Genomic DNA, 18182 nt, shown 5'->3' with positions numbered 1-18182 from the left:
GCGATGCTCCCCATTCTTGCGGCCTTCCTGGCCTTCATCACCATCGGCGGTCTGGGCTGGGTGCTGGTCAGCGGCGATGACGGTTCGAGTCAGGCGGTGAAGCGCGCCAAGGCGCTCAATGTCGGACGCGCGGAAACCGCGAAGAAGCGCGCCGCTGTGGTCAATACGCCCGAGGCGCGCCGCAAGCAGATCATGCTGCAACTGCAGGAGGTGGACCGGCGCGACCGCAAGGCGCGCATGACCATGAGCGCGAAGCTCAAACAGGCCGACCTGTCGATCAGCCTGCGCACCTTCATCATCATCAGCATCGTTCTGGGCGTGATTGGCGCCGTGATGGCGTTTGTCCTGGGGCTCAATCCCGTGCTGTCTCTGGGGATCGGCCTGGTCATGGGGCTGGGCGTGCCGCGCTGGGTCGTCAACATGAAGGGCAAGAAGCGGATGAAGAAGTTCTCGCTCGCCTTTCCCGATTCCGTCGACATCCTGGTGCGAGGCATCAAGACGGGTCTGCCGGTCCACGACTGCTTCAAGATCATCGCCCGCGAAAGTCCCCAGCCGCTGGCGGGCGAGTTCCAGCAGCTGGTCGAGGGGCTGGGCGTCGGCCTGACCCTGTCCGAGGCCCTGGACAAGATGTTCGAGCGGATGCCGGTTCCGGAACTCAAATTCTTCGCCATCGTCATCGCCATTCAGCAAAAGAGCGGGGGCAATCTGGCCGAGGCGCTGGGGAACCTCACTACTGTGCTGCGGGCCCGGCGCATGATGGGCGAGAAGATCAAGGCCATGTCTTCGGAAGCTATCGCTTCGGCCGGCATCATCGGTTCGCTGCCGCCTGTGGTCATGATGTTGGTCATGGTCGCCAGCCCGGCCTACATGATGCTGCTGTTCACTGACATGCGCGGTCAGGTCATGCTGCTGGGCGCGGGCCTCTGGATGAGTTGCGGCGTCTTCATGATGAAGCGCATGATCTCGTTCAAGTTCTGAGGGGAAGAGCGTCGTGAACGGCTTCTTTCGTTTCATCACCGACCCCCAGAACCTGCTGAGCATCGGCGTCGGGGTCGCGGTCTTCGCCAGCGTCCTGACCCTGTTGGGCTCCTTCATGGGCGGCGAACGGCTGGACAAGCGGATGAAGGCCGTCGCCGAGCGTCGCGATGAGCTGAAGCGCCGATCGCGCCAGGCGATGAAGGGCGGCGGCGCCAATCCTGCCTCGCTGCGCCACTCCGACGAGGGCTTCAAGAAGCGTGTCGTCGAGCGTCTGAACCTGACCCAGTTGCTGGAAGATCCGAAGGTCGCGGAGAACATGGCGCAGGCCGGGTTCCGCGGTCCGCGTCCGTTGACCACCTTCTACTTCTTCCGCTTCGCCACGCCCTTCATCTTCATGGTGCTGGCGGCCTTCTACCTGTTCGTCGTCAATGACTTCGGTTTCAATCTGACGCTGAAGCTGTGCGCGCTGGTGTTCGCGGCGGCGGCGGGCTTCTATGCGCCCAACCTCTATCTTCAGAATCGCATCGCCAAGCGGAAACAGTCCATTGTGGCCGCCTTTCCCGACTCGCTGGATCTGCTGCTGATCTGCGTCGAATCGGGCATGTCGATCGAGGCGGCGATCCAGAAGGTCAGTCAGGAAGTGGGCAGCCAGTCGATCGAGCTGGCCGAGGAACTCAGCCTGCTATCGGCTGAATTGAGCTACCTGCCCGAGCGTCGGATGGCCTACGAAGGCATGGCCAAACGGACAAACCATCCCGGCATTCGGGCCGTGGCCACCGCCATGACCCAGGCCGAAACCTATGGCACGCCATTGGGCAATGCCTTGCGGGTCATGGCCAAGGAAAACCGCGAGTTGCGTCTGGCCGCCGCCGAGAAGAAGGCCGCGGCGCTGCCGGCTCAGCTGACCGTGCCGATGATCGTCTTCTTCCTGCCGGTGCTGTTCGTGGTCATTCTCGGCCCGGCGATCATCAACATCCAGGACATGATGAAGGGCTGAGGATCAGCCCTCGGCGGCGCGTCGCAGAGCCTCGCTGATGTCCTCGTAGGCGCTGCGGATCGTCTTGCGGTGCTTGTCGTGGAACAGTTCGCCGCGCAGGCCCGAGAAGATCACCCCGTTGGAGACGATGCAGTTGCCGCGCTCCAGCTCCTCGATTTCGTAGTAGCGAATGGCGTTGAACAGCCAGCCGCGCTTCTCGGCCCAGACCAGTTGCGAATAGGGCTGCCAGTCGCCGAGGCGCGCCTGCACCTGACGCTCGGCCATGCCGGGCAGAGCCTCGGTCAGACTGATGCCGGCGCCGAAGGCCAGCGCGCCCGTCACGCCCGTTTCATAGGGATTCCAGGTGTGCCAGTTCTCGAGATCCGACAGGATCTCCCAGATGCGGTCCGACGGCGCGTGCACGCCGATACGCTTCTCGATACGGGTCGTGTCCATGTTCTGCCTCTGACACGGCTTTTCGACTTTAGGAAGTCGTCTCGGCAGGATCGGCGCGGGATAGCGGCGGCTTGAGCCGTCGCCCGTCGTCCAGGCCCAGCCGCGCCTTGACCTCGAACAGGTCGGCGCCCGCCGGCACGATCAGCAGTTCATCGGGGCGTCGGGCGTTGACGGCGACCACGGCGTTCCTGGGACAGACGTCGAAGCAGTCGGCGCCGACGACGGCCAGATCCGCCTTGCGGCCCTTTCCAGCGTGCAGGTAGCGCCGCAGGGCCTTCTTCAGCGTCTTGTCGCCATCCGGGCCGAAGCCGCCGTCCAGCTTCTTCGAGCATTTGCGACACACCAGAACCACCTCGTTCCAGCGAGTCTTAGAGACCTTGAACGGTTTGGACGTCTTGCTCATGCCGTCTGAAGATCGGCGTTCGCGGCGGCTTGCACAAGCGGCGTTCGCTCGCGCAACATGAACTTCACAAAGGGGAGTTCGCCATGACCATTCGCCGCCGTCTGATCCTCGCCGCTGTCGCGTCTGCCGTCCTGACGGGGGCGGGCGCCGCCGCGGCCCAGGTTCCCGCCGCCAGCGTCGAGGCGGCGGTGGACCGGGTCATGCCGGAGGTGGTGGCCTGGCGGCGCGATCTGCATCAGCACCCGGAACTGGGCTTCGCCGAAACGCGCACGGCGGGCGTTGTCGCCGATCATCTGCGAGGTCTGGGGCTGGAGGTGCGCACGGGCGTGGGCAAGACCGGGGTGGTCGGGATTCTGCGCGGCGCGCGGCCCGGACGCACGGTCGCCCTGCGCGCCGACATGGACGCCCTGCCGGTCAAGGAGGCGACCGGCCTGGCCTTCGCCTCGACCGCGACCGGAACCTACATGGGCGAGACCGTGCCGGTGGCCCACGCCTGCGGCCATGACGCCCACGTCGCCATGTTGATGGGCGCGGCGGAGGTCCTGGCCGGGATGAAGGATCAGATCAGCGGCACGATCGTCTTCATCTTCCAGCCGGCGGAGGAGGGAGCGCCTCCGGGCGAACGTCTGGGCGGGGCGGCCCTGATGATCGAGGAGGGGGCGCTGAAGGATCCGGCGCCCGAGGCCATCTTCGGTCTGCATGTCGTGCCAGGCGCGCCGGGGACCATCTTCTATCGACCGCAAGGCTTCATGGCCGCGTCGGACCGGGTCGATATCGTCCTGCACGGCAAGCAGACGCATGGGGCCTGGCCATGGAAGGGCGTGGACGTCATCGCCGCCGCCGCCAATGTGGTGCAGACGGTCAACACCCTGACGGCGCGGACCATCGACCCGACCACGACGCCGACCGTCTTCACCATCGCGACCATAGACGCGGGCGTGCGTTACAACATCATCCCAGACAGCGCGACGCTGAGCGGGACTCTGCGCACATTCGACGTGGCCCAGCGCGACGCCCTGGTGGCCCGGGCCGAGGCGGCCATAGATCATGTGGCCGAGGCTTACGGAGCCACCGCCGATTTCGCGGTCAGGCAGAATGCGGCCCTGGTCTTCAACGACGAGGCTCTGTCGGCCTGGCTGGCGCCCGTGCTGGAAGAGGCGGCGGGCGCGGGCAAGGTCAATCCGGCCACTCCACCGACCACGGTGGCCGAGGACTTCAGCTATTTCCAGCGGGTCGTGCCGGGCGTCTTCTATCATCTGGGCGGCAGCCCGGACGGCGTGGATCCGGCTGCGGCGGCCCCGAACCACTCGCCCGCTTTCGATGTCAACGAGAAGGTGCTGCCCCTGGGAGTGAAGGCTCATGTCTTCAGCGCCCTGCGATTCCTGGAACGGGCGGAAAACTGATTGTTTCTGTTTATCAAGGGGTAAGCATAGGCGCGCATCCTCGACATCTCAGCGAGGGTCCGTCGATGTCGCGACTGCCGATCAATCTTCCATCCGCCGCGCCCCTGCGTCCTGTGCGCAGTCGCCTGCGTGATGCCGTCTTCTTCTGCATGGCTTTCGCGGCGGTCTTCGTCGCGGCCCTTCTGGTGATGGAGATGATGCTGGGGTAAGCCGGAGGCGCGATTTCAGGAGGCCTCCCCATGATAACCCGCATCCAGCCCGGCGCCCGCATGAGCGAGGCCGTCATCCACGGGAACACCGTCTATCTGGCCGGCCAGGTCGGCGAGCCGGGCGACGACGTCACGGCCCAGACCAGGACGACCCTGGCCGAGATCGACGCCCTGCTGGCCCAGGCCGGGACGGACAAGTCGAAGATTTTGATGGCCACCATCTGGCTGGCCGACATCGCCGACTTCGAGGCCATGAACGCGGTCTGGGACGCCTGGGTCGATCCGGCCAATCCGCCCGCGCGTGCCACCAGCGAAGCCCGGCTGGCCACGCCCGACTATCTGGTCGAGATCATCGTCACGGCTGCGATCTGATGGCGCTCGACAGGGAAAGTGAACTGGAGCGGTTCAAGGCGACTCGCGTCACAGCCCTTTACCGCCTCGACCTGATCGAGAAGGGCGCGCAACTGACCTATGAAGACGGCACGCCCGTCGACATGGCCTCGGAAAAACAGCGCCTGAAGGATCAGGTCGCGGACATGGATCGCCGCATCGCCCGCCTGGAAGCGGCGGGCGAAGCCTAGGCCGTCAACCGCTCGATCACGGTTCGGATCACCGCCTGATAGGCGTCGGCCAGGGCGCGCAGTTCAGCCTCGGGCACGCGCTCGTCGATCTGGTGCATAGTCTGGCCGACCAGGCCGAGCTCCAGCACCGGACAGAGCGAGCGGATGAAGCGGGCGTCCGAGGTTCCGCCGGTGGTCGAGGCCTCGGGACGGCGGCCCAGCGTCGCCTCCACCGCGTCCTGCACCGCCGTGACGAAGACGCCCGGCTCGGTCAGGAAGGCTTCGCCCGAGCACATGTGCTCCAACTCGATGCGCAGGCCGGTCTCGGCCTGAAGGGCGCCCGCCTCACGGTTCAGCCAGTCTATCAGGCCGTCGCCGGTGTGGGCCGGGTTGAAGCGGATGTTGAGGCGGGCCTTCGCTTCCGCGGGAATGATGTTGGTCGCCGGATTGCCGACGTCGATGGTGGTGATCTCGAGGTTGGACGGGGGAAACTCCGGGTATCCGTCATCCAGAACGTGAGCGTCGAGGCGGGCCAGCAGCTTGGCGACGACCGGCGCGGGATTGGCGGCGCGGTCGGGATAGGCGACGTGGCCCTGTTTGCCGTGGGCGGTGATCCAGGTGTTGAGCGAACCGCGCCGCCCGACCTTGATCATGTCGCCGAGGTGGTGGGCCGAGGAGGGCTCGCCGACCACGCAGGCGTCGATGACCTCGCCCTCGGCGGCCAGGGCCTCGACCACCCGCTTGGTGCCGTGCAGGGCCGGGCCTTCCTCATCGCCGGTGATCAGGAAGGAGAGGGAGCCGGGCACGTCGCCCTCAGCCAGAATGCGCGAGACGGCGGCGACCCAGGCGGCGATCCCGCCCTTCATGTCGACGGCGCCCCGGCCATAGAGGATGCCGTCGCGCGTCTCGCCCTCGAACGGAGCGGCGCTCCAGGCGGCGACGTCGCCCGTCGGCACCACATCGGTGTGGCCGGCGAAGCAGAGATTGGGCGAGGCCGTGCCACGGCGGGCGTAGAGGTTCTCGATGCGGGCGTCGTGACCCATGCCGGTCGGCCCCTCGAACACCATGCGGCGGCAGGTGAAGCCCAGGCCGGTCAGGGCGCGTTCCAGCACGTCCATCGCCCCCTCGTCGGCGGGGGTGACGGAGGGAATGCGGATCAGGTCGCGGGTCAGTTCGACAGGATCAATGACGGAATGTGATGCGGCGCTCATGGGCTCTATGCTTTAGGCATATCCCGCATCCGCGAGAAGGCCCGAAACCGTGCCGAAGATCGACATCGACAATGCGCCGACCGGCCATGGGACCGGCTACCCGGAAGACTTCGCCGCGCCTTGCAAGCCGCGACGGCGCTGGCGGCTGGGCGATGCGGTCGGTCTGGACCAGTTCGGGGTCAACCTGCTGCGCCTGCCCGCCGGGGCCTGGTCCAGCCAGCGCCACTGGCATTCGGTGGAAGACGAGTTCGTCTGGGTGGTCGAGGGCGAGGTGGTGCTGGTCGAGGAGGACGGCGAGACCGTGCTGCGTCCCGGCGACTGCGCCGGTTTCAAGGCGGGCGTGCCAAACGGCCACAAGATCGAAAACCGTAGCGACCACGAGGCGGTCCTGCTGGAGGTCGGTTCGCGCCGGCCCGCTGAAGACGCCTGCGACTATCCCGACATCGACATGATCCTCCCCAAGGGCGCCGGCCGCTATTTCCACCGCGACGGAACCCCCTATCCAAAGACACCGCGAAGAACGTGACCACAGACAGTATCGACACCGCCCCGACGGTTCCGCCGCAACCGCCCCTGCCGCCCGAATCCCATGACGGCGGGCCCTCCAGCCCTTGGGCCATTCGCGACTTCCGCCTGTTGTGGGTCGGGCGCGTGGCGGCGGTCCTGGGCATCCAGATCCAGTCCTCGGCGCTGTTGTGGCAGGTCTATGAGATCGCCCGGCGCGACCACCCGATCGCCGAGGCCAGCCTCTATTTGGGGCTGGTCGGCCTGTGTCAGTTCCTGCCGTTGCTGGCCTTCACCTTACCCGCCGGGGCCATGGCCGACCGGCGCGACCGCAAGCACACCGTGACCCTGTCCATCGTGGTCGAGAGCCTGTGCGCCTTGGCCTTCCTGGCCATGGCTATTCATGGCTCCCCTCCGCTGTGGGGGCTGCTGGCGGTGGCCGCCGTGTTTGGCGCGGCGCGGGCTTTCCTCGCGCCGGCCAGCCAAGCCTTCCTGCCCATGGTGGTAGGGCGCAAGGCGCTGCCGCCGGCCATCGCGGCCCAGTCCATCGCCTTCCAGACCGGAGCTATCGCCGGCCCGGCCCTGGGCGGCGTCATCGTCGGGTTCGCGGTGCCTTGGGCCTACGCCTCGGCCATGGCGCTTTTCCTGATCGCTATCGGCTGCTTCCTGCTTATCCGCACCAAGGGCAAGCCGCAGTTTGTCGAGACCGGCGTGGGGCCGCTGGAACTGGTCAAGGAAGGTCTGTCCTACGTCTGGAAGACCAAGATCGTCCTGGGCGCCATCTCGCTCGATCTGGTGGTGGTGTTGCTGGCGGGGGTGGCCCTGCTGACGCCGATCTTTGCGCGCGACATCCTGCACGTGGGACCGCAAGGGTTCGGTCTGTTGCGGGCCTCGTTCGGGGTCGGAGCCCTGCTGGTAGCCCTCTATCTGAGCCGTTTCCCGATCGTGAAGCACGGCGGGCGGTGGATGTTCGCCGCGGTGGCGGTGTTCGGCCTTTCCACCCTGACGTTCGGCCTGTCGCACTGGGTCTGGCTGAGCGCGCTGGCGCTGTTCATCGGCGGCGGGGCGGACATGATCAGCGTCAATATCCGTCAGACCCTGATCCAACTGGCGACGCCCGATCACATGCGGGGCCGGGTGTCGTCGGTCTCCATGCTGTTCATCGGCGCGTCCAATGAACTGGGAGAGGCCTATTCGGGGGTCATGGTGCGCCTGCTCGGCCCTGTGGGCGCGGCGGTGTTCGGCGGGGTTGGCGCCCTGGCCGCCACCGGCATCTGGGCCAAGGTCTTCCCCAGTCTGAGGAAGGCCGATCGCCTGACCTGACGGCTGGCCCTTCTCCTTGACGGAAGAAGGGCCGCTCTTGCGTCAGTTCTTGGCGGGGACCCGCGTGTCCGTGGCCGGATCGACGGCGCCAGGGCGCCCTTCGGCGGCGGCCTCAGCTTGATTGCCTTCCAGTTTGTCAGCGACCTTGCCGGCGCCGCTTTCGACGGCCTGGGCGGCCTTCATGGCGCCGGACTCGACCACTTCGCCGGTTTGGGCGGCGACATCGGCCGCCTTGTCGCCGGCTGCCTCGGCGTTGACTTCGGCCTGCTGTTGCTCGGCCTGGGTGCAGGCGACCGCTCCCAGCGCCAGGATGGAAGCGGCGGCGATGGTGATGATGCGGGTGCGCATGGGATGTCCCCCTTCTTGCGTTGAACCTTGACGGTAAACGCCAGCGAGCGGTCCCGGTTGCCTGTCGCCTCAGTCCAGATTGATCGGCAGGGTCTGGCTGGCCAGGAGTCGCTCGGTCGTGTCCCAATGATCAGGACCCTGCGCCTCGACCCAAGTCTGCACCATGTCGCGGCCCAGGCCGTAGTTGATAATGTAGCTGCGATAGGTGTCGATGAAGCTGAGCCGCTGCGTGGCACGATCGCGCGCCACCAGGTTGTACTTCTGCAGTTGATCCAACGCGGTCTCGCGATCGATGCGGCCGGCCAGATAGGCGTCGGCGATGGTGTACTCGGCCCGGCCCAGCTGCCGCATCAGGGCCAGAAGTTGCGTCTGCGCCTCGGCCGTCGTCGGGTCCAGCCCGGCCAGCGGGTAGAGAACGCGTTGCTCGAAATCGGTGCGTTCGTGGCCGGGGAAGGCCAGATCGATGCCGTAGTTCGCGCTGCCTTCGGCGATGAAGGACATGGGGCTGAACAGGGGATAGACGCTCATCTCGACCCACCCCTTCTGCTTGACGAAGGTCTGTTCCAGCAGGGCGTTATAGACGTGGTGGCCGGGGTAACCTTCGTGGCAGCCCAGGTCGACGGCGCGGTCGATGTAGATGGGCAGGTCGGTGTTCACCTGGATCAGGCTGAAGGCGTCGCCCTTGTACCAGTTGTAGCCCGACCACGGCTTGTTGGTGACGAACTCCAGGGTGAAGGTCTCGTTGGCGGGAAGCGTCATGTGCCGTTCGGTGCGCGCCTTGCACTCGCTTATGGCGGCCCGCATCACCGGCTCCAGCTTCTCCTTGGGAATGACGTAGCGGGCGCGGAAGGCGGCGACGCGGTCGGCCAGGGGCCCTTCGCCCGGGATCAGGGCGTCGATCTGCGCCAGCACGGGGTCATAGGACGAAAGGGGGCGCAGGTCCGGCCGCACGCCGAACTGGGCTTCGGCCTCGTCGGCGAAGCTCATCTTCTCGCCGCCCAGCATCCGCAGACGGGCAGAGGCGGCCGAAACATGAGCCGACAGATAGGCGCGGCGTTGCAGGCTCTCGGCGTCGAGACCGGCAGTCGGCAGGGCGTCCAGGCGGCGGGTCAGGGCGGCGGCGCCTTCGACCAACTGTGGCAAGGCACGGGGGTTCGCCTTGGCTGTCTCGGCCCATTCGGCCGGGCCGTAATAGGCGTCTACATAACCCGGCTCGCGCTCGCCGATCTCCAGCGTCAGGGCGACGTAGTCGCGGGCCACGGCGTCCAGACTGTCCGAGGTCGTCTTCGGCGCCGTGGCGCAGGCCGCCAGCAGGGCGGCCGCGGCTGTCAGGGCGATGATGGTCGAAATGCGCATGGAAACTCCCTCTCTCCGGCGAACGCTAGGACTTTGCGCGCCTCGCGCCAAGAAGGCGACGCCGCTCGGGATTTCAGGGATTGAGGCCGCCCGGCCCATGCTGTAAGCACCGCCGTCCGGCTCAAGAGCCGCAGACGCACCCGTAGCTCAGCTGGATAGAGTGCTGCCCTCCGAAGGCAGAGGTCACAGGTTCGAATCCTGTCGGGTGCGCCATCCTCCTCAAGACCGCCAAGAGATGCGTTGCTTATCTGCGACGGCTCAGAGGTACTTCATCCACCACTGGGAACTGCGGCGTTTGACCCCGGCGAACCAGCGGCAGGCGAATCCGCAGGGCACAGCCGTCGCGAGCGCCAGCAGCCATATCCAGCCCACGTTCGGCAGGCTGAAGACCTCGCCCTGATTGGGTCCGAACATCGCCAGCGCGGCCAGGTTGAGCAGGTGCAGGCCGTAGAGGTGGATCAGGTAGAAGAAGAGGGGCGCGCCGCCGAAGACGGCGAGCAGGGCGACCAGCCTTTTCGGCGTCCGCTCGAGCCCGGCCAGCAGTAGGGCGCCGACGCCCAGCGTCGTCAGCAGGAAGTCTGCAGAGGGCGGATACTTGGTCAGATTCAGCACGCTCATCATCGTGTGCAGCAGGTCGGGTTGCGTCGTCCAGGGCTGGTCACCGTAGACGTTAAGCGTCCGCAGGACGACGAACAGACCCAGCATGGACAGGCCCAGCATGACCAGTCGTCGGCGGCGCGTCGCGCCCTCTGCCGCGAACCAGGGCCCGATCCCGTAGCCGAGGGCGATCACGCCGATCCACGGCAACAGGGGGTAGGAGGTGCGCGCCTGCCCGCCCCAGGGCAGGTCGATGTAGCCGCGATCGTGCAGAACGGCCCAGACCGCGTGACCCGGCGCGCCCTCGGCTATGGTGATCGGGTCCAGCAGATTGTGTCCCAGCACGATCACGAGCCCCAGGGCGATCAGTAGGCCGCGCGGCAGATGGACCAGCGCCGCCAGAGCGATCATGGACAGGCCGATGACCCAGATGACCTGCAGGAAGACGGTGGTTGGCGTCAGCGAGAAGGTCCAGGCGAAGCTGACAAGAGTGAGCTCAAGCGCGATCAGGAACAGGCCGCGTTTGAACAGGAAGGCCGAGGCCGCTGGCGCGCCGCCTTTCTTCGAGGCGTATAGCCAGGCGCTCAACCCGGTCAGGGCGACGAAAATCGGGGCGCACAGGTGGGCCGCCAGCCGGGTGAAGAAGAGGGCCGGCGAGGTCGCCGTGACATCCATCGGATCCGAGACCTGAGCGTGAATGAAGAAGAATTCTCGCGCGTGATCGACCAGCATCAGCAGCATTACCAGTCCGCGCAGGGCGTCAATGGACTGGATGCGGGCGGACGGAGCGACGGAGGAGGGCGTAGCTGAAGGCGTCATGCGACCGCACTTAAATGATATGAAATAACATTACAAATCATCGCGGCGAGGATTTGACGTCCATCGCGCGGCGTCCGATGAAAGCATCGTGAGCGAACCTGTCCTTCCCGCCCGACGTCTGCCCCGAGGCCGCCTGCCCCCACCCCCGCCGGGGATGGGGCGGATCGAGGGCTTTTCCGACATTCGATTGAGCGTCGAACAGGCTGAAGCCTCGCTGGAAGCGGCGGCGGATAGGCTGTCCCTGCCGCGTTCGGGCTGGTCGTCGGGCCGGTTCGACATGCTGGCCATATCCGGCGGCGCGGCGGGCGGCGCCTATGGGGCGGGCGCCCTGGTCGGCTTGACCGAGGCGGGGACGCGGCCCGAGTTCGCTTTGGTCACCGGGGTCAGCACCGGGGCCCTGATCGCCCCCTTCGCCTTTCTGGGGCCAGCCTGGGACGATCGACTGGCGGATGCCTATACGGGCGGGCACGCCGCTGATCTTCTGAGCCTGCGGCGGCTGGCCTCGACCTTTACCGGCGGCCTGTTCCAGGGCGAAGCCCTGGACGCCCTGATCCATCCCTTTGTCGACGAAGCCCTGATCGACGCCGTGGCCGTGGAGCATGCGCGGGGCCGGCGACTGCTGGTGGCGACGACCGATCTGGACAGCCAGCGGTCGTGCATCTGGGACATGGGGGCTGTCGCGGCGCACGGTGGTGATACGGCGGTGGCGCTTTTCCGCGAAGTGCTCGCGGCTTCTGCCAGCCTGCCTGGGCTGTTTCCCCCGCGTCGCATTCCCTGCGAGGTGGATGGCGGCAAGTTCGAGGAAATGCACGTGGACGGCGGCGTCGCGGCGCCCTTGTTCCTGATGCCCGAGGCTCTGCTGCGCTGGAACCGTTTGGGGCGACGGCTGCACCGGGGGCGAGTCCACGTCCTGGTCAATACGGTGCTGGAGCCCGAGCCCAGGACCACCGCTCCCAATGTGCCGGCGGTGCTGACGCGCAGCTTCGACGCCATGCTGCGGTTCTCCTATCGCCAGGCCTTGGGCACGGCGACCACCTTTTGCGCAGCGCAGGGTCTGCCGATCAGCGTCGCTTCCATCCCCCATGCGCCTGATCAGGGCGGCATGCTGAGCTTTGAAACCGCCACCATGAAGCGGCTGTTCGACACAGCCCGCGAGCGCGCAGCGGCGGGCGAGTTGTGGCGGTCGCCGGTGGCCGAGCGGCAGGGGCTTCAAGGGCTGATGGATCGTTTGCGGCCGCGCGGGTAGGGAGCACGGCCTTGAAGCGCCCGGCCACGAGGCGCATGAGACGCCTTATCTCCCCAAGACTTCCAAGGCCCGCCTGTGACCGACGTCGAACAAATCCTTGCCCAGCTTCCTGACGGTCAGCCCGTCGGACGCGTCATCGCCATGCCCGCCGATACCAACCCCGAAGGCGACATCTTCGGCGGCTGGCTGCTGGCCCAGATGGACCTGGCCGGCGCCACCCCTGCCTTCGAGCGCGCCAAGGGTCGGTGCGCCACCGTGGCGCTGGACGGCATGGTCTTCCACCAGCCGGTCTCGGTCGGCGACGAGGTGTCCATCTACGCCCGTGTCATCCACACAGGCCGCACCTCGATCCGCGTCCACGTCGAGGCCTGGAAGCGCGCGCGCGGCCAATCCGAGGCGCTGTCGGTGCGTGTGACCGAAGGCGTCTTCACCTATGTGGCCATCGATTCCGAGCGCAAGCCGCGGCCCTTGCCCCCGGTTCTGGACAGCCAAGCTTGAGTCGATCACTGTTCAGCCGTCGTCTTGTGGGGGGTGGGCATGTGGATGTTGGGGGCGTTTCTGGCGGGCCTGTTTTTGATCGTGCGGGAGCTCATTCCCCTGCTTCAGGCCCGAGCCAGCGGTGTCGTCTACACCAAGGGTCATGCGCGCCGGCGTGTTGTGCGCGTTGAAGAGCCAGAACGCTTCGACGCCCTGTGTCGCGGACGTTTCAAGGCGATGGGGCTTGGCGCTCTCATCATCGCCGTCGTCTTTGCATGGCTGGTGGTGAATGTGATGCTGACCCTCGCAGGTGCGGCCCTTCCCGCTACGTGACGGTATTCTCAAGACCAAGCGCCGCACTCGGAAATTCTTGACGTTTGACCGCCTGCACCCTACCTGCGGGGCATGGCTATTCGTCGCATCCTGACCATCGATAACGCCGCCGACCTGGCGATCCTCAAGGCCGTCTCTCCGCCCGTGGAGGGCGGCGTGACCGACGAACTGCGCGCGCTCATGGATGACATGCTGGAGACCATGTACGATGCGCCGGGCATCGGCCTGGCCGCCGCACAGATCGGCGAGTTGAAGCGCGTCGTGGTCATGGACCTGGGCGACAAGCCGGTCGAGGGCCAGCCCGACGAGCCGGAAACCGAAGAAGACGCTCTGGCGCGCCGCAACCCGCGCTACTTCGTCAATCCCGAGATCGTGTGGTCGTCCGAGGAGATGTTCTCCTACGAGGAAGGCTGCCTGTCGGTGCCGGACTATTTCGACGCCGTCGAGCGCCCGGCTCGCGTCCGCGTCCGTTACATGGACTACGCCGGCAAGCCGATCGAGGAAGAGATCGAAGGTCTCTACGCCGTCTGCTTCCAGCACGAACTGGACCACCTGAACGGCGTCCTGTTCATCGATCACCTGTCGCGCCTGCGCCGCGAACGGGCTGTCGCCAAGGTCAAGAAGAACGCAAGGCTCGCCGCCTGATGGCCCGCAAGACCACGATCATCGACTCGCGCGGCCGTCGCCGCCTCACACGCAATCAGAAGGTCGGCGCCGCCAGCCTGGCCACTATCGTCGCAGTCGCCGCTGTCGGCGTGGTGGCGGGCCTGCTGCTGGATCGCCTGCTTGATTTCGACGACGCGCTCGACGCGGGCGGCGAGTGGGACGAGGGCGGCGGCGTCTATACGCGCTGGATGTAATCCGCCCCACGGTCTAAAGGCGTGGCCATGCGCCTAGCCTTCATGGGAACCCCCGACTTCGCCGTGCCGTCGCTGGCCGAGCTGATCGCCTCGGGACACGAGATCGTCGCCGTCTATTCGCAGCCGCCGCGCCCCAAGGGCCGGGGCCAGAAGCTGACGCCGTCGCCGGTTCACGCCTTCGCCGAGGCCATGGGCCTGCCCGTCTTCACGCCCGAGAGCATGAAGGCGGCGGAAGCCATCGACATCTTCAAGAGCCTGGATCTCGACGCCGCCTGCGTCGTCGCCTACGGCCAGATCCTCAAGCCTGAGGTGCTGGAGGCGCCGCGCCTGGGCTGTTTCAACCTGCATGGTTCGCTGCTGCCGCGCTGGCGTGGGGCCGCCCCGATCCAGCGCGCCATCATGGCTGGCGACCGCCAGACCGGCGCGCAGATCATGCGGATGAGCGAGGGCCTGGACGAGGGCGCGATCATCCTGTCCGAGGTCATGGATATTCATGCCGATGACACTGCGGCTTCGTTGACCGAGCGCATGGCCCATCTCGGCGCCGCCCTGTGGCCGCGCGCCCTGGCCGCCATCGAGCGGGGCGGATTCACCGAGACCGAGCAGGCGGGCGAAGCGACCTACGCCAAGAAGATCACCCCCGCCGAGGCCCGCATCGACTGGACTCGCTCCGCCGCCGAGGTGGACGCCCACATCCGCGGCCTGTCGCCCTTCCCGGGCGCGTGGTTCGAGGTCGAGGCGGACGGCGAGCCGGTGCGCATCAAGGCCCTGATGTCGGCTTTGGCCGAGGGTGAGGGCGTGGCGGGCCAGGTGCTGGACGACGCCCTGACGGTCGCTTGCGGCGTCGGCGCGGTGCGCCTGAGCCGCGTGCAGCGCCCCGGCAAGGCGGCGCAATCCGCCGAGGAAATGCTGCGCGGTTTTCCGGTAGCAACCGGAACCGTGTTGGGCTGATGCCCCGCTATCGTTTCACGGTCGAATACGACGGCTCAGCTTACAACGGCTTTCAGGCCCAGGCCGGCCAGCCGACAGTGCAGGGCGCCATCGAGACGGCGGTGACGGCCTTCAGCGGCCAGACCGTGCGCATCGCCGCCGCCGGGCGCACCGACACCGGGGTCCACGCCACGGGCCAGACCTGCCACGTCGATCTGGACAAGGACTGGCCGGCGCGGACGGTGATGAACGCCCTGAACGCCCACCTGATGCACGAGGCGGTGGCGGTTCTGGACTGCGCGCCCGTCAGCGACGACTGGCACGCCCGATTCACCGCCAACGGACGCAAATATCTGTATCGCATCCTCAACCGCCCGGGCCGTCCGGCGCTTGATCGGGGGCGGGTCTGGCACGTCAAGAAGCCGCTGGACGCCGAGGCCATGCACGCGGCGGCGCAAGCCCTGGTCGGCCTGCACGACTTCACCACCTTCCGCGACGCCCAGTGCCAGTCGGCCAGTCCGGTCAAGTCGCTGGACATAGCCCGGGTCAGCCGCGTGGGCGAGGAAGTGCATCTGGTGTTCGAGGCGCGCAGCTTCCTGCATCGGCAGGTGCGTTCCATGGCGGGCAGTCTGGCCGAGGTCGGTCTGGGCCGCTGGGACGCGGCGGATCTGGCCGACGCGCTGGCGGCGAGGGACCGCGCCCGGTGCGGCCCGGTGGCGCCGTCAGACGGGCTTTATCTGACGGGCGTCACCTATGACGTCGAGGCCTAGTCCTAGCGTTTGAACAGGCCGCCCAGGGCGTCGCCGATGCCGCCCGGCAGGTTGTTCATCAGGCCGCCCAGCAGGTCGTCCGCGCCTTCGGCCGAGCCGCCGGGCGTCAGCCGGTCGACGGCTTCCGGCAGCAGGCCGGCCAGGGTCTCGCTGGCCTGTTCCGGCGAAATGCCCAGTCGGGCCGCGAAGTCGGCGATGGGGCCGGACCCGAGCACAGAAGCGATCTGTTCGGGCGAGATCCCGGCGTTGCCGCCCTTGCCAATCCACGACCCCACCACGTCGCCGAGGCCGTTCTGACCAAATTTCTCGGCTAGTCCGCCAACGCCGCCCTGACCCTTGAGCAGGTCCGAAAGGCCCCCAGCTGCGTCGCCGCCAAGGCCGCCCAGCACGTTATCCAGCAGTCCCATGGTCATTCTCCGATTTGATGTCGGCAGTCTGAGGGAACAAGGCTACGCCTTTGTGGCGGGATCGCAAAGAAAAGGCGGCCCAGGCGTGGCCCCTTAGTTGCGGGCCGAATTCGAACTGGAGGTCACGGCCTGGCCGGCGGCCGACAGGTCGCGACCGACGCCGGCCACGGTGTTGCAGGCGGCGGTGGTCAGGGCGGCGGCGATGACGCCGAGAACGATGAGCTTGCGCATGGAGATTTCCCCGAAAATAGACGATTGAGCCGCTTCAACGTGAAGCTTGGCCATAAGGTTGCGTGGCCAATTCATCCTTCAATCTGCTAACGGCGAAACCATGACGCAAGCTCTCGATACCGCCGCCCGCCGTCTGGTCGACACCCTGGTGATGAACGGGGTCGACAAGGTCTTCTGTGTGCCGGGTGAGAGCTATCTCGCCGTGCTCGACGCCTTGGCCGACGTGCGCGACAGGATCGAGGTCATCGTCTGTCGTCACGAGGCCGGCGCCGCCAACATGGCCGAGGCCTATGGCAAGCTGACCGGCAAGCCCGGCGTCTGCATGGTCACGCGGGGACCGGGCGCGACCCACGCCTCGATCGGGGTGCATACGGCGCATCAGGATTCGACGCCGATGATCCTCTTCGTCGGCCAGATCGCCCTGACCGACCGGGGGCGGGGCGCCTTCCAGGAGGTCGACTACCGCGAGGTTTTCGGCGGCCTGGCCAAGTGGGCGACCGAGATCGAGAGCCCGGAACGCACCGTCGAGGTAGTCGAGCGCGCCTTCGCCACGGCCCTGCAAGGCCGCATGGGGCCAGTGGTCGTAGCTCTGCCCGAGAATATTCTGCACGACCATGGCGGTCCGGCCCCCGTACGTCCGGTGGTCGCGGCCAAGGCTGCGCTGGACCCGGCCTTCGTGGAACAGGTGGGGGCCCGTCTGGCCAAGGCCGAGCGCCCCATGCTGATCCTTGGCGGCTCGGGCTGGACCGACGCCGCCACCGACGCGATGTCGAACTGGGCCGAGCGGCTGGGCCTGCCCGTCGCCCTGTCCTTCCGCCGAAAGGACCTGATCCGCAATGATCATCCGAGCTATGCGGGTGATCTTGGTCTTGGCCCGAATCCCAAGCTGGTGGCGCGGGTCAAGGACGCAGACCTGCTGCTGGTGATCGGGGCGCGAATGGGCGAAAATCCGACCCAGGGCTACACCCTTCTGGACCGCATGAAGACAGCGGAAACCCTGATCCACATCCATCCGGGCGCAGAGGAGTTGGGTCGCGTCTGGGCGCCGAGCCTGTCGGCCGCCTCCGACAACTCGCTTGCGGCCCTGGCCTTGTCGAGCATCGACCCGGGTCGGACCTGGAGCGAGCAGGGCGCGGCCGCTCACGCCGACTTCCTCGCCTTCTCCGCGCCCATCGAGGTCAAGAGCGCGGTCAACATGAGCGCGGTCATCGCCCACCTGGCCGAGGCCCTGCCGGAAGACGCCATCCTGACCAATGGCGCGGGGAACTTCGCCGCCTGGCTGCATCGTTTCCACCGCCATCAGGCGCGACGGACCCAGTTGGCTCCGACCTCGGGCGCCATGGGCTACGGCTATCCGGCGGCGCTCGGGGCCAAGGTGGTCGATCCGGCGCGCGAGGTCGTCTGCATCGCCGGCGACGGCGACTTCATGATGAGCGCCAATGAAATGGCCACCGCCGCCCAGTACGGGCTCGGCGTCATTGTGGTGGTCGTGGACAACGGGACCTTCGGCACGATCCGCATGCATCAGGAGCGGGAGTATCCTGCCCGCGTCATCGCCACCGAGCTGAAGAACCCCGACTTCGTCAAATACGCCGAGGCCTTCGACGCCTTCGCCGTTCGCTGCGAACGGACCGAGGATTTCCCGGCGGCGCTGGCGGCGGCGCGGAAAGCGGCGGCGGACGGGCGACCGGCCCTGGTCCATTTGATCACTGACGCCGAGCAGATCGCGCCGGGACGCACGATCACCGACCTGCGCGGCGGCTGATCGGGAAACTTGCGCATCCC

Annotated in this window: 24 protein-coding genes and 1 tRNA gene; 17 read left to right on the top strand and 8 right to left on the bottom strand. The window is 67.0% G+C overall.

The features are described from left to right. The first annotated feature begins 3 nt into the window (after positions 1-3). Together B4A39_RS10935 and B4A39_RS10930 are read left to right on the top strand one after the other, a co-directional pair. Entirely contained in the window at positions 4-978 is a 975-nt protein-coding gene (locus tag B4A39_RS10935) for a type II secretion system F family protein (RefSeq protein ID WP_292036526.1), read from the top strand. A gap of 13 nt (positions 979-991) precedes the next feature. Continuing rightward, positions 992-1975 (top strand): type II secretion system F family protein, encoded by a 984-nt coding sequence (locus tag B4A39_RS10930; protein ID WP_292036523.1) that lies wholly within the window; start codon positions 992-994, stop codon positions 1973-1975. A gap of 3 nt (positions 1976-1978) precedes the next feature. On the opposite strand, the gene B4A39_RS10925 is transcribed toward B4A39_RS10930, so the two are convergent. After that, positions 1979-2410: an SRPBCC domain-containing protein gene (locus B4A39_RS10925; RefSeq protein WP_292036522.1), complete on the bottom strand. Its 432-nt coding sequence runs from the start codon at positions 2408-2410 to the stop codon at positions 1979-1981. Between the two features lie 28 nt (positions 2411-2438). Then, positions 2439-2813, bottom strand: coding sequence for a hypothetical protein (locus tag B4A39_RS10920; RefSeq protein ID WP_292036520.1), 375 nt, complete (start codon positions 2811-2813; stop codon positions 2439-2441). An 83-nt stretch (positions 2814-2896) separates the two neighbouring features. Here B4A39_RS10920 and B4A39_RS10915 point away from each other — a divergent pair, with 83 nt between their 5' ends. From B4A39_RS10915 to B4A39_RS10900, 4 genes are all read left to right on the top strand, one after another. Continuing rightward, positions 2897-4216 carry an amidohydrolase gene (locus tag B4A39_RS10915; RefSeq protein ID WP_292036519.1) on the top strand — a complete coding sequence of 440 codons (1320 nt, stop codon included), beginning with the start codon at positions 2897-2899 and terminating at the stop codon, positions 4214-4216. A gap of 65 nt (positions 4217-4281) precedes the next feature. Further along, positions 4282-4425: a hypothetical protein gene (locus tag B4A39_RS10910; RefSeq protein ID WP_292036518.1), complete on the top strand. Its 144-nt coding sequence runs from the start codon at positions 4282-4284 to the stop codon at positions 4423-4425. A gap of 30 nt (positions 4426-4455) precedes the next feature. Then, entirely contained in the window at positions 4456-4797 is a 342-nt protein-coding gene (locus B4A39_RS10905; protein WP_292036517.1) for a RidA family protein, read from the top strand. Next, positions 4797-5006 (top strand): hypothetical protein, encoded by a 210-nt coding sequence (locus tag B4A39_RS10900; RefSeq protein WP_292036516.1) that lies wholly within the window; start codon positions 4797-4799, stop codon positions 5004-5006. Before B4A39_RS10905 ends, B4A39_RS10900 begins: the two co-directional genes overlap by 1 nt. Here the strand turns inward: B4A39_RS10900 and dapE are convergent. Further along, positions 5003-6196 carry a succinyl-diaminopimelate desuccinylase gene (gene dapE / locus B4A39_RS10895; protein ID WP_292036515.1) on the bottom strand — a complete coding sequence of 398 codons (1194 nt, stop codon included), beginning with the start codon at positions 6194-6196 and terminating at the stop codon, positions 5003-5005. The genes B4A39_RS10900 and dapE overlap by 4 nt on opposite strands. A gap of 49 nt (positions 6197-6245) precedes the next feature. Between dapE and B4A39_RS10890 the strand changes: the two genes are divergently transcribed. Then, positions 6246-6722: a cupin domain-containing protein gene (locus B4A39_RS10890; protein WP_292036513.1), complete on the top strand. Its 477-nt coding sequence runs from the start codon at positions 6246-6248 to the stop codon at positions 6720-6722. Positions 6723-6769: 47 nt separating this feature from the next. Further along, positions 6770-8023 carry an MFS transporter gene (locus B4A39_RS10885; protein WP_292036572.1) on the top strand — a complete coding sequence of 418 codons (1254 nt, stop codon included), beginning with the start codon at positions 6770-6772 and terminating at the stop codon, positions 8021-8023. A 42-nt stretch (positions 8024-8065) separates the two neighbouring features. Here B4A39_RS10885 and B4A39_RS10880 read toward each other — a convergent pair whose 3' ends face one another. Further along, entirely contained in the window at positions 8066-8371 is a 306-nt protein-coding gene (locus tag B4A39_RS10880; RefSeq protein ID WP_292036511.1) for a hypothetical protein, read from the bottom strand. 69 nt (positions 8372-8440) lie between these two features. After that, positions 8441-9727 (bottom strand): hypothetical protein, encoded by a 1287-nt coding sequence (locus B4A39_RS10875; protein WP_292036509.1) that lies wholly within the window; start codon positions 9725-9727, stop codon positions 8441-8443. A gap of 136 nt (positions 9728-9863) precedes the next feature. Here B4A39_RS10875 and B4A39_RS10870 point away from each other — a divergent pair. Further along, positions 9864-9940: transfer RNA gene (locus B4A39_RS10870), tRNA-Arg, on the top strand. A 45-nt stretch (positions 9941-9985) separates the two neighbouring features. On the opposite strand, the gene B4A39_RS10865 is transcribed toward B4A39_RS10870, so the two are convergent. Next, entirely contained in the window at positions 9986-11143 is a 1158-nt protein-coding gene (locus B4A39_RS10865; RefSeq protein WP_292036507.1) for a DUF1624 domain-containing protein, read from the bottom strand. Between the two features lie 88 nt (positions 11144-11231). On the opposite strand from B4A39_RS10865, the gene B4A39_RS10860 reads away from it, so the two are divergent. The 7 genes from B4A39_RS10860 (at position 11232) to truA (ending at position 15759) form a co-directional block, all read left to right on the top strand. Next, positions 11232-12389, top strand: a complete 1158-nt coding sequence (locus B4A39_RS10860; RefSeq protein WP_292036505.1) for a patatin-like phospholipase family protein — start codon at positions 11232-11234, stop codon at positions 12387-12389. 141 nt (positions 12390-12530) lie between these two features. Next, positions 12531-12887: an acyl-CoA thioesterase gene (locus tag B4A39_RS10855; RefSeq protein ID WP_409449592.1), complete on the top strand. Its 357-nt coding sequence runs from the start codon at positions 12531-12533 to the stop codon at positions 12885-12887. A 39-nt stretch (positions 12888-12926) separates the two neighbouring features. Further along, positions 12927-13199 (top strand): hypothetical protein, encoded by a 273-nt coding sequence (locus B4A39_RS10850; RefSeq protein WP_292036502.1) that lies wholly within the window; start codon positions 12927-12929, stop codon positions 13197-13199. A 72-nt stretch (positions 13200-13271) separates the two neighbouring features. Continuing rightward, complete coding sequence (def, locus tag B4A39_RS10845; RefSeq protein ID WP_292036500.1) at positions 13272-13844, top strand: peptide deformylase; 573 nt, start codon at positions 13272-13274, stop codon at positions 13842-13844. Beyond that, complete coding sequence (locus tag B4A39_RS10840) at positions 13844-14059, top strand: hypothetical protein (RefSeq protein WP_292036498.1); 216 nt, start codon at positions 13844-13846, stop codon at positions 14057-14059. The genes def and B4A39_RS10840 overlap by 1 nt, the downstream gene beginning before the upstream one ends. 27 nt (positions 14060-14086) lie before the next feature. Beyond that, on the top strand, positions 14087-15010 hold the full coding sequence (gene fmt / locus B4A39_RS10835; RefSeq protein ID WP_292036496.1) for a methionyl-tRNA formyltransferase: 924 nt from the start codon (positions 14087-14089) through the stop codon (positions 15008-15010). Then, entirely contained in the window at positions 15010-15759 is a 750-nt protein-coding gene (truA, locus tag B4A39_RS10830; protein ID WP_292036494.1) for a tRNA pseudouridine(38-40) synthase TruA, read from the top strand. The genes fmt and truA overlap by 1 nt, the downstream gene beginning before the upstream one ends. 2 nt (positions 15760-15761) lie before the next feature. On the opposite strand, the gene B4A39_RS10825 is transcribed toward truA, so the two are convergent. Next, positions 15762-16166 carry a YidB family protein gene (locus tag B4A39_RS10825; protein ID WP_292036493.1) on the bottom strand — a complete coding sequence of 135 codons (405 nt, stop codon included), beginning with the start codon at positions 16164-16166 and terminating at the stop codon, positions 15762-15764. 93 nt (positions 16167-16259) lie between these two features. After that, positions 16260-16397, bottom strand: a complete 138-nt coding sequence (locus B4A39_RS10820; protein WP_292036490.1) for an entericidin A/B family lipoprotein — start codon at positions 16395-16397, stop codon at positions 16260-16262. A gap of 100 nt (positions 16398-16497) precedes the next feature. On the opposite strand from B4A39_RS10820, the gene B4A39_RS10815 reads away from it, so the two are divergent. Further along, positions 16498-18162 (top strand): thiamine pyrophosphate-binding protein, encoded by a 1665-nt coding sequence (locus tag B4A39_RS10815; protein ID WP_292036488.1) that lies wholly within the window; start codon positions 16498-16500, stop codon positions 18160-18162. Positions 18163-18182 lie beyond the last annotated feature (20 nt).

It is taken from the genome of Brevundimonas sp. UBA4553 (assembly GCF_002387245.1).
In the GTDB taxonomy this organism is placed as follows: Bacteria; Pseudomonadota; Alphaproteobacteria; order Caulobacterales; family Caulobacteraceae; genus Brevundimonas.
The sequence above is the reverse complement of the archived record's forward strand: the minus strand, read 5'-3'. Positions and strand labels throughout refer to the sequence as shown.

Bases quoted from the DNA above. Each gene is read 5' to 3' on its own strand.
- def (WP_292036500.1), top strand. From the start codon at position 13,272: ATGGCTATTCGTCGCATCCTGACCATCGATAACGCCGCCGACCTGGCG.
- B4A39_RS10915 (WP_292036519.1), top strand. From the start codon at position 2,897: ATGACCATTCGCCGCCGTCTGATCCTCGCCGCTGTCGCGTCTGCCGTC.
- B4A39_RS10875 (WP_292036509.1), bottom strand. From the start codon at position 9,727: ATGCGCATTTCGACCATCATCGCCCTGACAGCCGCGGCCGCCCTGCTG.
- B4A39_RS10815 (WP_292036488.1), top strand. From the start codon at position 16,498: ATGACGCAAGCTCTCGATACCGCCGCCCGCCGTCTGGTCGACACCCTG.
- B4A39_RS10920 (WP_292036520.1), bottom strand. From the start codon at position 2,813: ATGAGCAAGACGTCCAAACCGTTCAAGGTCTCTAAGACTCGCTGGAAC.
- B4A39_RS10905 (WP_292036517.1), top strand. From the start codon at position 4,456: ATGATAACCCGCATCCAGCCCGGCGCCCGCATGAGCGAGGCCGTCATC.
- B4A39_RS10910 (WP_292036518.1), top strand. From the start codon at position 4,282: ATGTCGCGACTGCCGATCAATCTTCCATCCGCCGCGCCCCTGCGTCCT.
- truA (WP_292036494.1), top strand. From the start codon at position 15,010: ATGCCCCGCTATCGTTTCACGGTCGAATACGACGGCTCAGCTTACAAC.
- dapE (WP_292036515.1), bottom strand. From the start codon at position 6,196: ATGAGCGCCGCATCACATTCCGTCATTGATCCTGTCGAACTGACCCGC.
- B4A39_RS10820 (WP_292036490.1), bottom strand. From the start codon at position 16,397: ATGCGCAAGCTCATCGTTCTCGGCGTCATCGCCGCCGCCCTGACCACC.
- B4A39_RS10935 (WP_292036526.1), top strand. From the start codon at position 4: ATGCTCCCCATTCTTGCGGCCTTCCTGGCCTTCATCACCATCGGCGGT.
- B4A39_RS10880 (WP_292036511.1), bottom strand. From the start codon at position 8,371: ATGCGCACCCGCATCATCACCATCGCCGCCGCTTCCATCCTGGCGCTG.
- B4A39_RS10840 (WP_292036498.1), top strand. From the start codon at position 13,844: ATGGCCCGCAAGACCACGATCATCGACTCGCGCGGCCGTCGCCGCCTC.
- B4A39_RS10900 (WP_292036516.1), top strand. From the start codon at position 4,797: ATGGCGCTCGACAGGGAAAGTGAACTGGAGCGGTTCAAGGCGACTCGC.
- B4A39_RS10825 (WP_292036493.1), bottom strand. From the start codon at position 16,166: ATGGGACTGCTGGATAACGTGCTGGGCGGCCTTGGCGGCGACGCAGCT.
- B4A39_RS10865 (WP_292036507.1), bottom strand. From the start codon at position 11,143: ATGACGCCTTCAGCTACGCCCTCCTCCGTCGCTCCGTCCGCCCGCATC.
- B4A39_RS10855 (WP_409449592.1), top strand. From the start codon at position 12,531: ATGCCCGCCGATACCAACCCCGAAGGCGACATCTTCGGCGGCTGGCTG.
- fmt (WP_292036496.1), top strand. From the start codon at position 14,087: ATGCGCCTAGCCTTCATGGGAACCCCCGACTTCGCCGTGCCGTCGCTG.
- B4A39_RS10925 (WP_292036522.1), bottom strand. From the start codon at position 2,410: ATGGACACGACCCGTATCGAGAAGCGTATCGGCGTGCACGCGCCGTCG.
- B4A39_RS10850 (WP_292036502.1), top strand. From the start codon at position 12,927: ATGTGGATGTTGGGGGCGTTTCTGGCGGGCCTGTTTTTGATCGTGCGG.